Here is a 14,690-nt window from a genome sequence, read left to right as displayed (position 1 = left end):
CCGTCCAGCCCCGAGTGTCCGCCCTCAGCCGTCCAGGTAGTGGAATCCCGGGCGGGGGTGCATCAGGAACTCGTGGTGCGAGATGTTCCACGCGTACGCGCCCGCCATCGCGAACAGCACCCGGTCCGCCGCCCGCAGGTCGGCCGCGCCGCTCACGGCCCGGGCGAGTACGTCCTTCGGCGTGCACAGCTGCCCCGCCAGGGTGGCACGGCCGGTGCCGGCGGCGGGGCGCGTCCAGGGGTGCGGCCAGGCGTCCACCGGGAGCACCGTGAACGGCTGGGAGTGCCCCCGGGTGGCGGGGGTGCGCAGGTGGTGGGTGCCGCCGCGGACCACCGCGAAGTCCTCGCCGTGGCTCCGCTTCACGTCCAGCACCTCGGTCGCGTACCAGCCGCAGTACGCGGTCAGCGCCCGGCCGGGCTCGATCCGCAGGGTCAGCCCGGGATGGGCGTCGAGGAGCTTGGCCAGGCCCTCGCCGAAGGCCGTCCAGTCGAAGCGCTGCGCCGGGTCGTCGTAGTCCACCGCCATTCCGCCGCCGATGTTGACCTCGGTGAGCGGGAAGCCGTTCCGCTCGGCCAGCTCGGCCGACCAGGTGACGATCTGCTCGGCTACCGCCAGCTGCTCCGCCGCCTCCAGTCCACTGGCCAGGTGGGCGTGCACCCCGCGCAGACGCAGCTGCCGACCGAGCGGACCACCGTCGGTGAGCCGCCGGACGCACTCCTCGGCCCGGTCCGGATCGAGCCCGAACGGGGTCGGCCGTCCGCCCATCGCCAGCGGCACCGCGTCCAGGGCGTCGGTGACCACCGGTAGGTTCACCCGCAGCAGCACGTCCACCGCCTCCCCTGGCCGCTCTGCCAGCACGGCGGCGAGCCGGTGCAGTTCCTGCTCGCTCTCGACGTGCCAGCGGTGCACCCCGGTGTCCACGGCGGCGGCGATCTCGGCAGGGGTCTTGCCCGGCCCGCCGAAGGCCAGCGGTGCGTCCGGCACGGCGGCCCGCACGTGCGCCAACTCGCCACCGCTGGAGACCTCGTAGCCGTCGACGGCCGCGCGCAGTGCGGTCAGGAGTGGCACCTCCGGGTTGGCCTTGGCGGCGTAGTACAGCTCGACCCGCTCGGGCAGCGCGGCCCGGACGCCGGCCGCGTGCGTGCGCAGCGCAGCCAAGTCGTAGACGTAGGCGGGGAGTTCCTCTGGTGCGAGTGAGGCGACATGGCGGTGGACAACGCCGTTCGTGGCACTGTTCACGGCGCTGTTCACCGTGTTGTTCGCGCTGCTGTTCACGCTGCTGTTCACGGTGGTGCTCATCGGGTGGCGCTCCCGGCGGGACGGTGGGCGGTCATCCGGGTGGCCTCGGCGAGCACCGAGCCGGCCAGCGGGGAGGGCAGCCGGACGTACCCGGCCTCGCGGTCGGCCTTGCGCTCCCAGCGGGTCAGCAGGTTGGCCTTGGCAGGCAGCGGGACGCCGGCCAGCAGCGCCCTCAGCCGGGGCGGACGACCGTGCGCGGCGGCGAACTCCTCCAGGACGTCCCGGACGGCCTGCCAGAGCGCGCCCTCCAGTTCGGGGTGGCGGTCGGCGAGTGCGGCGAGCAGTTCGGCGACGTGGTTGACCAGCAGGCAGTAGACCACCCGGTCCCAGCCGCGCTCGGCGTCGTACGTCATCGGGCCGGCCACCTCGGGCGGCAGGGCGGCCAGGATGTCGGCGTTCTGCTCGGGGACCAGCTTGGTGCCCTCGAGATCGCGGAAGAGCACCTGCGCCGGGCGGCCCTCGGCATCGACGCCGATCAGCACGTTCTGCAGGTGCGGCTCCAGCACCACACCGTGGTCGAAGTAGGCGGCCAGCGTCGGCGGGAGGAGGAGCCGCAGGTAGTCGCGCCACCAGTCGAGCGCCGCCGTGCCGTCCGGACTTCCGTCCAGCAGCCGGGAGATGTGCGCCGAGCTGGTGGGGTGCTCATCGGCGACGGCGGCGGCGAGCAACGGGGTGACACCGGGCCGCAGCAGGCCGTCGAACCCCTCGCGCAGGATCAGGCCGAAGCCCTCGTACAGCGCCCGCTCGGGGCGGCCGTCGGCACCGGGGAGGGCGAGGGTGCGGAAGGCGGGCTCGCGCAGCATGGCCGCTGCGGGGAAGCGCCGGGCGAGGTCGGTGAGCGCGGGGTCGAGCAGCCGGGTGAGCGCCACGGCGCCGGTGAGCTCGTACGCGGCGTTCTTGCGCAGGCAGTTGGTGATGCGGACGTTGAGGCTGAACTTGAGGAAGGCGTCCGCGCCGTACAGGGTGCGCACCGAGGCGGTGGCGGCGAAGCGTTCGCCGCGCGGGCCGAGGTCGAGGACGTCGCCGCGTGCCAGAGCCGTGCGCAACAGCGGGTGGTCCCCGATGAGTTGGTACTGCCAGGGGTGGGCGGGCAGCAACCGGTAGCCGTCCGGTACGTCGCCGAGGCCGTCCAGCACGGCGCTCGCGCCCTCGTCCAGGGACTCCTCGGCCAGCAGTTCGGCGCGGACGGCGAGGTGGCGCAGCGGGAACGACGCGCGGGACTCGGGCGCGTAGTGGCGCCAGTCCCCGCGGGCGGCGGAGCGGGACTTGGGGGCCGGGTGGAAGCGGTGGCCGAACAGCAGGGCCTGCTCCGACTCCAGGTAGCGGTCCACCCCCGCGGCCGGACGTTCGGTCAGGCCCGCGCCGACGCCCTGGTGGCTGGACGCCACCTGGTCGAGGAACTCCTCGTTCACCGTTCCGGTGCGCAGCTCCAGCTCGTCCTGGGCGTACCCGGCCAGCTGGCGCCAGCCCAACTCGCGCCAGCCGTCGCCTGTTTCCTCGTACACGGGGCCGGTGAAGCGGTGCGCGCCGAGCAGGGAGGTGCGCCGCAGGGTGACCCGCAGCAGGGTGCCGCGGCGAGGCAGGCGCAGCAGCAGCCGGCCGTCGGCGACGGCGGTCTGGTGCTCGGGTGCGGAGACTTCGCGCAGGAGGCAGTTGAGCAGGGTGTGGGCCACCGCCTCGTCGGTGCTCGGCAGTTCGGCGGCGGCTTCGAGGGGAAGGGCGGCGGAGAGGGTGGCGGGCCGGGCGGTCATCGGGGACTCCTACGGGTCAGGAGGGCGAGCAGGGCGGCGGCCAGTGCGGCGACGGTGCCGGTGACGACCGGGGCGGCCGGGCCGCTGGTGCCGTTGGCGAGTGCGGCGGCGAGTCCGGCGGCGACGGCACCGCACTTGGAGACGGTTTCGCGGGTGCCGAACATCCGGCCCGGCGCGCGGCCGCGGGCGGCTTCGGCGGCGAGGACGGCGAGGCAGACCAGGCCGAAGGTCATGCCGAGCCCGAGCACTGCCCGGGTGAGGGCGAAGGTGAGCAGGGAGTGGGCCGGGGCATGGCCGGCCAGGCCGAGGGCGACCAGGGCGAAACCCAGGGCCAGTCCGGTCCGGGGGCGCGCCTCGACGGCGGCGTGCACCCGCCCGGCGCCGACCAGGTAGACCAGGTGCGGCAGAGCGAACAGGAGGCCCGCGACGGTGCCGTTGACGCCCGGAAGCCGCTGCTGGACCAGGGTGATCAGGTACGGGAAGGAGATGATGGTGGCGAAGACGAAGGCGAACTCGAAGGTGTAGAGCAGCCTGAGTGAGCCCGGCGGGTCGTTCTTCGCCGGGTCGTGGCCGGCCTGGGCGGCGGCCGGCCGGACGGGTTCCGGCAGGAAGTTGAGCAGCGCCGCGGCGGTCAGCGGCAGCACCGCCAGAACCAGGTACTGCCGATGCGGGTCGATCCACGGCGACAGCGCGCCGACCAGGACCGGTGCCGCCACCAGGGCGGCCCGGGCGCTGCCCTGCATCAGGGTCAGCGCCCTGGAGAGCTGGGAGCCGTCCAGGGCGGCCGCGAGGTAGCCGTTGGTGGCGGAGAAGGTACCGCCCAGGAATCCCTGGAAGACCAGTGCGACGGTGAAGGCGGGCAGGCTGTCCGCGGCCCCCGCGAGCAGGAAGGAGGCGGCGAGGCCGAGTTGGGCGCGCAGCAGCAGCCGCTTCTGGCCGAAGCGGTCGGCCAGCCGTCCCCACAGCGGTGCGCCGAGGGCGGTGAAGACGGTCGGCACGACGTACAGCAGGCCGGCCCAGTGCCCGTCGTGGTCGCCGAGGCCCGGGAGGATCTCGGTCAGGTAGGGCGGCAGGCCGAGGGCGGCGAAGGAGGCGACGAAGTAGCAGGCCGCCACCGCGCGCACCTGGCGCCGGTCCAGTCCGACCGTTCCGGCCGGTCGTGGCACCGGCTCGACGATGGTCATGAACGGTCCTTCGGCAGGAGGTAGTTGGGGCCGTCGGTGTAGTGCTTGTTGATGTCGGCGGCGCCGCTGCGCTCCTTGCTCAGCAGGGTGCCGGCGCTCACCATGGCCTTGACCGGAAGCCGTTGGGCGTCCAGCAGGTCGATGCGCAGTGGCTGCCCGGCCGGCCCGAGGCGGTCGACGGCCTCGCTGAGGACGCTGCGCAGCAGCTCCAGGCTCCGCGCCAGCGGCACCCGGCCGTGCGCGGCGAGGCCGAAGGCGAGTGAGGCGGTGCACAGGTGGCCGGTGATCGTGGTGAACAGGTCGGTGAGCGCGCGGTCCTGCTCGGCGAGGATCCTGGGGTCACGGAACTCCGCTGCCAGTCCGGCCAGTTCGCCGATCCGGGCGGTGTTGATCCGGGGACCGTCGTTGTCCTTGTAGAGCAGTCGCAGGCCGGATCCGTCCAGGACGAGGGAGGTGTTCTGCTGGTGCGACTCCAGGGCGATGCCGTGGCCGAACAGGGTGGTCTGCCAGTCGACCAGCAGCCGCAGCAGCTCCTCGTACAGGGCGAGGACGGAGCCCTGGTGGAACCGGTCGGCCAGGCGGTCGATCACCAGCCGCCCGTCAGGAGCCTCGGCGAGCAGGGCGGCCAGCGGTACGGTGACGGCGTCGTCCAGGCCGTCCGGGTAGCGGCGCAGCAGGACGGCGAGCAGCTCGTCGTCGGCGTGGGCGTAGCGCTGCTCGTCGGCGTGCAGCACCCGCCCGGTGAAACGCGGTTCGCGGGCGACCACGGCCTCCACCAGGCGCTGCCCTACCGCCCCGTTGACCAGGGTGGCCGGCTTGATGGTGCGCCGGTTGCGCAGGCCGAGGGTGGCGGTGGCCAGCGGCAGTTTGAGGTGGCAGGCCGGGTCATCGACGACGGCGACGGTGCGCATGGACAGCGTCGGCAGCACTTCGAGGTACGGTTCGGGAGCGAGTACCGAGCCCAGGGCGATCCGGCCGAAGTCCTCTCCCGCGCTGAGCGGGTGCACCGGGACGGTCAGGAACTCACCCGGGACGCCGAGCTGTTCGGCGCTCGGCCACCAGGCGGGCAGCGGTCCGGCGCCGCGTACGGTCAGGCGCCCGGCCGGGACGGCGAGCCAGCGCAGCTGGAAGGTGGGATGGAACTCCGGCGCATAGGCACGCAGTTGCGGCTCGGTCAGGCCGGAGCGGCCGCGTGCGGTCGGATACACCGGGTGGTCCAGGAAGGCGGCCAGGGCCTCGAAGCCGAGCGAGGCGCGCGGGCCGGTCCAGTCGGCCACGTCCTTGCCGTAGCGCTCGGCGAGCTCGGCGTGCACCTCGGGCAGCGCCCGGTCGTGCAGTTCCATGGTGGCGAGGGTCTGCCGGCACTCTTCGGCGAAGGCCAGGTAGCCCGGGCGGTCCAGCGGATCGGCGCCGTCCGCCAGGTGGGCGAGGACGGCGGACAGTTCGGTGAGGCGGGTGCCGCTCGTCTCCAGCTCCGGCAGCCGGGCGGCGTGATCGGCCTGGAAGCCTTCGGGGGTGACGGGGAGGGCGAGCGCGCCGTCGCTCAGCCAGGGGCCGTCGGGCCGGTGCTCCAGGACGCCGCGGGTGCGCAGACCGAGCACGTCCTCGCGCAGCAGGGCGGACAGGACCCGCAGGGTCAACCGCTCGGCGGCGGTTCCATCGACTGGTGCGGTGCCGGGGGCGGTGTCGGGGGCGGGGGCGGTCGCGTCAGCCGGGGTCATGAGGCGATCTCCCAGCGGTTGGCGGCGATGTACTCGGCCACGGCGGCGTCCACCGCGCCCTGGTCCGGGCCGACCGCCCAGACGATGCCCAGGTAGTCGCGGTTGGTGCGGTAGAGCTCGTGGTGTGCGCCGAGTTCGCGCACCGGGCGGTAGGAGAGCACCACGCCGTCGGCGCGGCGCTCGAACCGCGGCTCGGGAGCGGCGGTCAGGGTGCCGGCCCGTTCGGCGCAGACGCGCTCGTGGCGGGCCCGCTGGTCGGTGCGCGCGCCGAGGTCGGCGGGCAGGGCGTCGCCGAGGTGGGTGCGCAGCACCAGCTCGAAGTAGGGGATCCGGAGAATCTCGGCCAGCATCAGGTCGCACTGGTCGCCGATGGCGCGGTAGTTGACCTCGATGATGCGGGCGCGACCGTCCGGCTGGAGGACGAATTCGGTGTGGCAGGCGCCGAGTCCGACGCCGAGGGCGTCGAGCTGGTCGAGGACCTGGTCGACCACCGGCCGGGCGTGCGCCGGGACGTAGGTCAGTACTTCTTCGATGAAGTCCGGCGGCGGGGAGAGCCGGGTGCGGAAGCCGCCGAGGACGTACCGGTCACGGCCGTCGCCGAGGGTCTCCAGGGTGCACAGCTCGCCGACCAGGAACTCCTCCACCACCAGCGTGGCGCCGGGGCGGCGGCGCTGGATCTCCTCGACCCGCCGGGCGAGTTCGGCGGCGTCGGCGACCAGCGTGACGTCCTCGCTGGCGACGCCCTCGCGGGGCTTGACGATGCACGGGAACGGCGGGGCGAGGTCGCCCGGGTCCTGCCCGGGGGCCAGTTCGGCGGACCAGACACGGTCCAGTCCGCACTCGGCGAGGTGGCGGCGCAGCTCACCCTTGTTCTTCGTCCGCAGGGCGGCCCTCCAGTCCTTCCCGGGCAGGCCGAAGTACTCGGCGACCAGCGCGGTCTGGGTCTGGAGGTGGTCGCTGTTGCTGAACACCGCGGCGGGCGCGTGGTGTTGGGATATCAACCCGATCACCTCGCGGAAGTCCTGGACGTCGCACTCCACCACCTCGCACGCGAACTCCTCGTTCGAGTAAGCGCGCTGATGGGCCTCGACGTGGTCGGTGAGGACGGTGACGTCGAGCCCGAGCCGGGCGGCGGCGGGCAGGAAGCCGCGGGTGACCGAGTCGGTGGGGTTGAGGGCGAGCAGGTAGAGCCGCATGGGAGTGTCCTTGGGGGGCGGGGTGAGGGACGGAGGACGCTGAACAGCTGACAGATGACAGAGTTCGAAATCTGTCATCTGTTCTCTGTTATCTGTTTGCCGTCAGCTGTTCGCTGTTCGCTGTTCGCAGGCGAGCAGGCGAGCAGCGGGCGGCGGGCAACGGCTACTGGGGCGTGTCCACGCCCGCCGCCTTCGCGATGTCGACGAGCATCGCGTCCGCGGCCTGGACGCCGATGCCGGACATCCAGGTCTCGTCCGGCACGGTGAAGACCTTGTTGTTCTTGACGGCGTTCAGGCCCTGCCAGACCGGCGTCTGCTGGACCTCGCTCTCCTTGGTCTTCGACGGGTCGTCGGCGGTGGTGACGAACACCAGGTCGGCGTCGGCCTGGTTGATCTGTTCGGCGCTGACCTCGATGATGTTCTTGTCCACGTCCTGCGAGGCCGGGCGGGTCAGGCCCACGTCCTTGAGCACCACACCGCTGTAGGAGGCCTTGGCGTACAGGCGGGTCGGACCGGCCACGAAGCGGACCACCGAGGCGGTCGGCATCGTCCCGTTGTACTTCGCCTTGATCGCCCCGCCCAGCGTGTGCGCCCGCGCCTCGTAGTCGGCCAGCGCCTTCTTCGCCTCGTCCTCCTTGCCGAGCGCCTGGGCGTACAGCGCGAGGTTCTCCTTCCACGGGAAGCCGGTGGTCTCGGCCAACACGGTCGGCGCGATCGCGTTCAGCTGGTCGTACACCTTGGCGTGCCGGACCTTGGAGGAGAGGATCAGGTCTGGCTTGAGGGAGGCGATCAGCTCCAGGTTCGGCTCGTTCATCGGGCCGACGTCCTTGGTGTCCTTGATCTTGTCCTTGAGGTAGTTCGGGAATCCGCCCTCGGTCTTCATGTGCGGGGACACCGCCCCGACGGGCGTGATGCCGAGCAGGGTGACGTCGTCCAGCTCGCCGCTGTCCAGCACCACGACGCGCTTGGGCTGCGACTTGATCCGGGCCGTCCCCGCGGCGTGCTTGACGTTGCGCGGGAACCCGGCGGCGGTGCCCGCCGAGGCGGCGGAGGACGCGGAGCCACCGCCCGACGCGGCGGTGTCCCCGTTGCTGCCGCAGGCGGCGAGGAGCGTGGCGGACAGCGTGACGGCGAGGACGGCGACGGGGAGTCGGCGGTTCATCGTGGTTCCTTGGATCGGGTTGAACAGGGGGACGAAAAGGGGAAGTTCACGCGGGGACGGAGGCGGAGGCCGAGGCGGAAGAGGTGGCGGCCGAGGCCCGCACACGCGCCCTCGGTACGACCAGCGGTGTCCCGGTCTCCGGGTCGGGCACCACCCGGCACGGCACGCCGAACACGGACTCCACCAGCCCGGCCGTCAGCACCTCGGTGGGCGGACCGGCTGCGGCGAGCCGTCCGTCCTTGAGCACCACCAGGTGGTCCGCGTACCGCGCGGCCTGCCCGAGGTCGTGCAGCACCATGACGACGGTGCGCCCGGCCTCGGAGTGCAGGTCGGCGACCAGGTCGAGCACGTCGAGCTGGTGCCGCAGGTCGAGGAAGGTGGTCGGTTCGTCGAGCAGAAGCAGGTCGGTCTCCTGGGCGAGCGCGAGCGCGATCCAGACCCGCTGGCGCTGCCCGCCGGAGAGCCGGTCGACCTGCCGGTCGCGCAGTTCGGCGGTGCCGGTGCGGATCAGCGCCTCCTCGACCGCGGCCTGGTCGGCCCTGGACCACGGGCTGAGCATCCGCTGGTGCGGGTAGCGCCCGAGCCGCACCAGCGCCTCGACGGTGACCGCCTCGGGCGTGACCGGCTGTTGCGGCAGCAGGCCCATCCGCTTGGCGAGCGTCCGGGCGGGCATCCGGTGGATGTCGGCGCCGTCCAGGGTGACGGTGCCGGCGGCCGGGTCGAGCAGCCGGACGAGGCCGCGCAGCAGGGTCGACTTGCCGCAGGCGTTCGGTCCGACGATCGCGGTGACGGCGCGGCCGGGCAGCTCGAGGTCGAGCCCGTCGACGATGGTCCGCTCGCCGTAGCGCAGCCCGAGGCCGTGGGCGGCGAGCCGGTTCCCGGTCTGAACGGTCGGGCCGGTCGGAAGGGTCGGGCCGGTCGAGGGGGACGTCATCAGCTGCTCCTCTGGGGAAGCCGGCCCTGGCGGATCATCAGCACCAGGAGCCAGGGCGCGCCGAGGGTGGCGGTGACGGCACCGACCGGCAGGCCGTGGACGGGGATCACGTGCAGTACGAGGAGGTCGGCGGAGAGCAGCAGCACGGCGCCGGTGAGCGCGGTGAGGCCGAGCGTGCCGGGGGTCGGCGGCCCGGCGAGCAGCCGGACCAGGTGCGGGACGGCGAGCGCGACGAAGGCGACCGGTCCGGTGAGGGCGGCGGCCAGCGAGGCGAGCGTGATGGTGAGCAGCAGCAGCCAGAGCCGGTCCCGGGCGGGGTTCAGACCGAGGCCGCCGGCCGAGTCGTCGCCGAGGTCGAGGACGGCGACCCGCCGCTGGCAGAGCAGCAGGGCCGCGGCGGTCAGCGCGATCGCGGTGCCGCCGATCCACACCTCGGTCCAGTTGCGCCCGTACAGCGAGCCGGTGGTCCACTGCATCGCGGAGGAGGCCAGCTCGGCCGGGAACCGTACGATCATCAGGTTCACGGCGGCGGCCAGGCCCTGCTGGACCGCCAGGCCGACCAGCACCAGCCGGGTGACGGCCATCTTCGAGCGCCAGGCGAAGCCGCCGAGCAGCAGCGCGGCGAGCAGTCCGCCGCCGACCGCGGCCAGCGGGATCAGCTGCTGCGAGGCGCCGGTGGCGAGCATCAGCACCGCACCGAAGGAGGCGCCGCCGGTGATGCCGAGGGTGTCGGGGGCGGCCAGCGGGTTGCGGAAGAGTCGCTGCAGCATCGAACCGGCCATCGCCAGCCCGGCGCCCGCGATCAGCGCGGAGACCACGCGTGGCGCCCGGAACTGCTGCACCACCAGGACGTTGCCCGGATCGCCCTGACCGAACAGGGCGCGCAGCGCGTCCCAGACGGAGATGTCCACCTGACCGGTGCCGAGGGCGACGCCGGTCAGCAGCACCAGCAGCGCGACGGCGAGCAGCGACCAGGCGGCGGTCCGGGCCCGGCGGCGGGTGATCGCGCCCATCGGCGCGGTCCGTACGGTCCGGGCGGTCCGTGCGGTCCGTGCGCTTCCCGGAGGCAGCCCGGTCGGCGTGGTCGGCGCGTTCACTTGGCCACCTTCCGGGCCAGCACCGCGAGCAGCGGCGCGCCGAGGAAGGCGGTCACGATGCCGACCTCGATCTCGGAGGGCTGCACCACGAGCCGGCCGAGCACGTCGGCGGCGAGCAGCAACAGGGGCCCGGTGATCAGGCAGCCGGGCAGCAGCCAGCGGTGGTCGTTGCCGAGCAGCGGACGGACCAGGTGGGGCGCGGCCAGTCCGATGAACGCCACCGGTCCGGACACGGCGACCGCGCTGCCCGCGAGCAGGACCACGGCCAGTCCGCCGACCACCCGGATCCGGGCCACCGGAACGCCCAGCGACTGGGCGGTCTCGTCGCCCAGGGCCAGTGCGTTGAGCGCGGGCGAGATGGCGAGGGCGCCCAGCAGGCCGAGCACCAGGAACGGCAGCACCGGGGTGAGGGTGTCCAGGTGCCGCCCGGCGATCGAGCCGGCCAGCCAGAACCGCGCCTCGTCCAGGGTGCGGTGACTGGCCAGCATCAGAGCGGAGGTCCAGGAGGTGAGCACCACGGTGAGCACGGTGCCGCCGAGCGCGAGCCGCACCGGGTCGAGGTCCCCGCCGCGCCGGGACATCGCGTACGCGGCGACGGCGGCGACGGCCGCCCCGGCGAAGGCGAACCAGACGTATTCGGAGGGGCGGGAGAGGTCCAGCGTGTAGATCGCGGCGACCACGGCGAGGCTCGCGCCGGCGTTGATGCCGAGGGTGATCGGCGAGGCCAGCGGGTTGCGGGTGACGCCCTGGGCGACGGCCCCCGCGACGCCGAGCGCGGCCCCGACCGCCAGTCCGATGAGCGTGCGCGGGACCCGAAGGCCCGTCACCACGTCGGCGTCACCGCCGTGGACGGCGCCGGTGAGGGCGTCGACGACGGTCGACAGCGGGATGGATCGGGAGCCCAGCGCAAGGCTCAGGGCGGCACACAGCACGAGCGCACCCACCCCGGCGACCAGCAGCAGGGGCCGCTTGACCGCCGAGGAACGAGGCGTGGCCGGGGCTGTGGCGGCCGGCGGATGGGTTCTCAGCACGAGTCGACATCTTAGGTTAGGTTTGCCTAAGTTCGTCAAGGTCGATCCGGCGGTCGGACGGGATCGCCCGTTCGTGCGAAAGGGTGGTTGGTGCACCCCCTGAGGCATTGTAAGGTGAGCCTCACCTTAATCGATCACTCGGAGTCGATCTCGGGAGCGCCAATGGTCCCCGGAACACCCCTGCCCGTTCTCCCCCGGGGGCGGGGCGTCGCCCTGACCGGCGACTACGAGCGGCTGCGCGGGCTGTGCCCGGCGCTCCGACTGCACCTGCTCGACCCCGTCGAGCCCGACCCGTCGGCCTCGGACGGCTGGTACTCGGGGGCCCAACTCGCCGCTGACGAACAGGCACTGGCCACCGTCCTGGCAGGCGAGGAGGCCCGGATCACCGCCGAGCACGGCCGCGCGCCGCGCCCGCACGTCACCGCCTCCCGGCTGCTCCACCACTACGTCTGGTCCCTCTGCCTGCTCGTCGCCGGCCCCTGGCACCTCGCCCGACGGGTCCCCGCCGTCGACCCCGCCGACCTCTGGCTGCACGCCCCCACCGGCGAACTCGCGCTGCGCCCGCGCGGACACGTCGCCGGCCCCGGCGACGACGAACTGCGTGCCGAACTGCGTGCCGCCGTGGTCGCGCACCTCGAACCGGTGCTCGCGGCCTTCGCGGGAGCGACGCGGCGCCGCGACCGGGCCCTCTGGGGCATGGTGACCGACGACCTCGCCTCCGCCGTCTGGTACCTCGGCCGGATGCTCGACATCCAGGGCGGGGACGCCACGGGGGAGGACGCCGCCGTCTCCGCCGCCGGGGCCCTGCTGCCCGGCGGCACCCTGCCGCTGCCCGGTGCCGCCGACTTCCGCCGGCTGCGCACCCCGGACGGCCGTGACCACCACACCCGCACCCGGCTCGGCTGCTGCCTCTACTACGCCGTCAAGCCCGGCGCCGTCGCCTGCCTGACCTGCCCGCGCACCGGCGACGAGGAGCGGCTGCGGCGGCTCTGACGTCCGCTCATCCCACCTACTCCCGCGGTTCTGCGCTGCCCTCGGCCGGGCGCAGCACCGCCACGCCCCGGTCCAGGTCCACCCCGAAGTGCGGCGGAGCCCCGGCCTGGGTGTCGTCCCGGCGCGTTGCCTGCTCCCGCCGCTGTTCGACCTGGATCCGCTTGCCCGGGCTGAACATCGCGTGCAGCTCGTCCAGTCCACCGCCGCCGCCCACCCCGACTCCCGGTGTGCGCTCGCGACGGCGCGGCGAGGACTCCGACCGGACCTGCCAACTCGCCAGCGCCACCAGCCCGAGCACCGCCGCGACCGCGCACCCGACACCCACGATGAACCCCATGTTCAGCCCAACGCCGCACGGCCGCACAGGCGTTCCCGGATCCTCGGCCCCACCGGCTACGCTGCCCGAGGACCCTAAGGAGAACTCCCACCATGACCGTGCGCGGAACCCTCATGGACATCCCGACGGTGGACGGCACCGCCGACGCCTACCTCGCCCACCCCGACGACGGCCGCCCCCACCCCGGCGTGCTGCTGTACCAGGACGCCTTCGGCCTCCGGCCCCACCTGAAGGCCATGGCCGACCGGATCGCCGAGGCCGGGTACACCGTCCTCGTCCCCAACGCCTACTACCGCAAGGGCCGCGCGCCGCTGGTCGAACTGCCCGAGCTGATCGACGTCGAGCAGTGCGGCGAGATCTACGCCCAGCTCGGCCCGCTGCTCATCGGCGCAACCGCGCCGGAGGTGGCGGCCCGCGACGCGGACGCCTACCTGGCCTGGTTCGACGAGTCCCCGCTCGTCCAGGACGGCCCGATCGGCGCCACCGGCTACTGCCTCGGCGCCTTCCTCGCCCTGCGCACCGCCATCAGCCACCCGGACCGGGTCGCAGCCGCGGCCTGTTTCCACGGCGGCCATCTCGCCACCGACCGTCCGGACAGCCCGCACCTGGACGCCCGACGGATCACCGCCGAGCTGTACTTCGGCCACGCCGACCAGGACGACGCGATGCCGCCCGAGCAGGTCTCCCGGCTCGACGAGGCCCTCAGCGCGGCCGGCGTGCGCCACCGGGCAGAGGTGTACCAGGGCGCCGGGCACGGCTTCACCCAGGCCGACACCACCCGCTACGACGCGGTCGGCGACGCCCGGCACTGGGCCGCGCTGTTCGACCTGCTGAAGCGCAACCTGCCCGCGTAACCCCGCCCGGGGTCCGGCCCGTCGGGTCCCGAGCCACCCGCCGTAGAGTGGGTGCCGGGCCTGCGGGCGTGGCCGGGGGGAGGACACCGGTCGCCCGGCCGCAGCGGACCGGCGGGCCCCGTCGACGCAGCCACGGGGGGACCGGAACGTGCCGAACGACAGGAACAACCGAACCGGCCGCGCATTCGGCGGTGTCCGGGAGCTCATCGCCGAGGCCCTGGCCGAGCGCACTCCCGGCGGCGTGCGGTTCGGTGAACTCGACCGCGACGGGAGGGCGTTGCGCTGGATCGAGACGGGACCGGGCGAAGGCGTGCCGACCGTGCCGATCGTCCTGATCGCCGGCTGCGGCGATTCGTCGCTCACCTGGGCCCCGCTGCTGCCCGAACTCTCCGCTCTGGGAAGGGTCATGGCGTACGACCGGGCCGGGCTCGGCGCCAGCGCACCCGACCGCACCCCGGTCCTCACCCTGGATGCGCAGGTCGAGGACCTGGCCGCCCTGGTACGGCACCTGGACGCCGGACCGGCCGTACTGGTCGGGCACAGCTGGGGCGGTCAGCTGGCCCAACTCCTCGCCCGGCAGCGGCCGGAGCTGGTGGCCGGTCTGGTGCTGGTGGATCCGGCGCACGAGGAGTTCCGGCCGCGGGCCATCGCCGTCGCCGAGGCGGCGCTGCTCCGGTTCTCCCTGCTGCGGGCGGCGCTGGCACCCGCCGCGCCCGAGCGCGGCGACGCCCTGGCCCGGGCCGCGGCGGCGGCCGTCGCCCACCCCTACCAGCGGCGCGCCGTGCTCGCCGAGCACCGGCTGACCCGTCTCGCCGTACCGGTGCTGCGCCGTCGGCGCGCCGCCGCCCCGCTGCCCGAGGTACCGGTCACCGTGCTGAGCGCGACCGAGGGGCTGCCCCGCGCCCCGCGCGCCCGCTTCACCGCGGTGCAGGCGCGGATCGCGGCCGGTGCCGGCCAGGGCGTCCACACCGTGGTGCCCGGCGCCGGTCACTACGTCCACGCCGACCGGCCGCTCGTGGTCGCGGCGGCCGTCCGGGAGGTGTCCGACCCCGCCCGAAACGCCCGGAACGCCGGACACTGATCCCCAACCTCCCTCCGCACAGCGCCTGATGGGCCTGCGGCACCCTCTGG

Annotated in this window: 13 protein-coding genes; 3 read left to right on the top strand and 10 right to left on the bottom strand. The window is 73.8% G+C overall.

Features of this window, described 5'->3' with window-relative positions:
- Nucleotides 1-24 precede the first annotated feature (24 nt).
- The 9 genes from ACH4J0_RS06855 to ACH4J0_RS06815 all read right to left on the bottom strand — a co-directional run bounded on the left by ACH4J0_RS06855 (nucleotide 25) and on the right by ACH4J0_RS06815 (nucleotide 11,306).
- Nucleotides 25-1,299 (bottom strand): type III PLP-dependent enzyme, encoded by a 1,275-nt coding sequence (locus tag ACH4J0_RS06855; protein ID WP_396236970.1) that lies wholly within the window; start codon nucleotides 1,297-1,299, stop codon nucleotides 25-27.
- Complete coding sequence (locus tag ACH4J0_RS06850) at nucleotides 1,296-3,050, bottom strand: IucA/IucC family protein (RefSeq protein ID WP_396236968.1); 1,755 nt, start codon at nucleotides 3,048-3,050, stop codon at nucleotides 1,296-1,298. The genes ACH4J0_RS06855 and ACH4J0_RS06850 overlap by 4 nt, the downstream gene beginning before the upstream one ends.
- The gene (locus ACH4J0_RS06845) at nucleotides 3,047-4,234 is read right to left on the bottom strand and encodes an MFS transporter (protein WP_396236966.1); all 1,188 of its coding nucleotides are present in this window, start codon (nucleotides 4,232-4,234) and stop codon (nucleotides 3,047-3,049) included. Before ACH4J0_RS06845 ends, ACH4J0_RS06850 begins: the two co-directional genes overlap by 4 nt.
- Nucleotides 4,231-5,955 carry an IucA/IucC family protein gene (locus ACH4J0_RS06840; RefSeq protein ID WP_396236964.1) on the bottom strand — a complete coding sequence of 575 codons (1,725 nt, stop codon included), beginning with the start codon at nucleotides 5,953-5,955 and terminating at the stop codon, nucleotides 4,231-4,233. The genes ACH4J0_RS06845 and ACH4J0_RS06840 overlap by 4 nt, the downstream gene beginning before the upstream one ends.
- Entirely contained in the window at nucleotides 5,952-7,151 is a 1,200-nt protein-coding gene (locus tag ACH4J0_RS06835) for an acetyl-CoA carboxylase biotin carboxylase subunit family protein (protein ID WP_396236962.1), read from the bottom strand. Before ACH4J0_RS06835 ends, ACH4J0_RS06840 begins: the two co-directional genes overlap by 4 nt.
- 163 nt (nucleotides 7,152-7,314) lie before the next feature.
- The gene (locus ACH4J0_RS06830) at nucleotides 7,315-8,313 is read right to left on the bottom strand and encodes an ABC transporter substrate-binding protein (protein ID WP_396236960.1); all 999 of its coding nucleotides are present in this window, start codon (nucleotides 8,311-8,313) and stop codon (nucleotides 7,315-7,317) included.
- Nucleotides 8,314-8,359: 46 nt separating this feature from the next.
- Nucleotides 8,360-9,247 carry an ABC transporter ATP-binding protein gene (locus ACH4J0_RS06825; protein WP_396236958.1) on the bottom strand — a complete coding sequence of 296 codons (888 nt, stop codon included), beginning with the start codon at nucleotides 9,245-9,247 and terminating at the stop codon, nucleotides 8,360-8,362.
- A complete protein-coding gene (locus ACH4J0_RS06820) occupies nucleotides 9,247-10,260 on the bottom strand; it encodes a FecCD family ABC transporter permease (protein ID WP_396236956.1) in 1,014 nt (337 codons plus the stop codon). Before ACH4J0_RS06820 ends, ACH4J0_RS06825 begins: the two co-directional genes overlap by 1 nt.
- An 80-nt stretch (nucleotides 10,261-10,340) precedes the next feature.
- Nucleotides 10,341-11,306 carry a FecCD family ABC transporter permease gene (locus ACH4J0_RS06815; RefSeq protein ID WP_396237473.1) on the bottom strand — a complete coding sequence of 322 codons (966 nt, stop codon included), beginning with the start codon at nucleotides 11,304-11,306 and terminating at the stop codon, nucleotides 10,341-10,343.
- Nucleotides 11,307-11,537: 231 nt separating this feature from the next.
- On the opposite strand from ACH4J0_RS06815, the gene ACH4J0_RS06810 reads away from it, so the two are divergent.
- Entirely contained in the window at nucleotides 11,538-12,368 is an 831-nt protein-coding gene (locus ACH4J0_RS06810; RefSeq protein WP_396236954.1) for a (2Fe-2S)-binding protein, read from the top strand.
- 16 nt (nucleotides 12,369-12,384) lie between these two features.
- Here ACH4J0_RS06810 and ACH4J0_RS06805 read toward each other — a convergent pair whose 3' ends face one another.
- Nucleotides 12,385-12,693, bottom strand: coding sequence for a DUF6191 domain-containing protein (locus tag ACH4J0_RS06805; protein WP_396236952.1), 309 nt, complete (start codon nucleotides 12,691-12,693; stop codon nucleotides 12,385-12,387).
- A gap of 104 nt (nucleotides 12,694-12,797) precedes the next feature.
- On the opposite strand from ACH4J0_RS06805, the gene ACH4J0_RS06800 reads away from it, so the two are divergent.
- Entirely contained in the window at nucleotides 12,798-13,559 is a 762-nt protein-coding gene (locus ACH4J0_RS06800; RefSeq protein ID WP_396236950.1) for a dienelactone hydrolase family protein, read from the top strand.
- Between the two features lie 148 nt (nucleotides 13,560-13,707).
- Nucleotides 13,708-14,640, top strand: coding sequence for an alpha/beta fold hydrolase (locus tag ACH4J0_RS06795; RefSeq protein WP_396236948.1), 933 nt, complete (start codon nucleotides 13,708-13,710; stop codon nucleotides 14,638-14,640).
- Nucleotides 14,641-14,690 lie beyond the last annotated feature (50 nt).

Source organism: Kitasatospora sp. NPDC017646 (assembly GCF_044329365.1).
Taxonomy (GTDB): Bacteria; Actinomycetota; Actinomycetes; order Streptomycetales; family Streptomycetaceae; genus Kitasatospora.
Note: the sequence above shows the minus strand (reverse complement) of the source record. Positions and strands in the feature narration are given on the sequence as shown.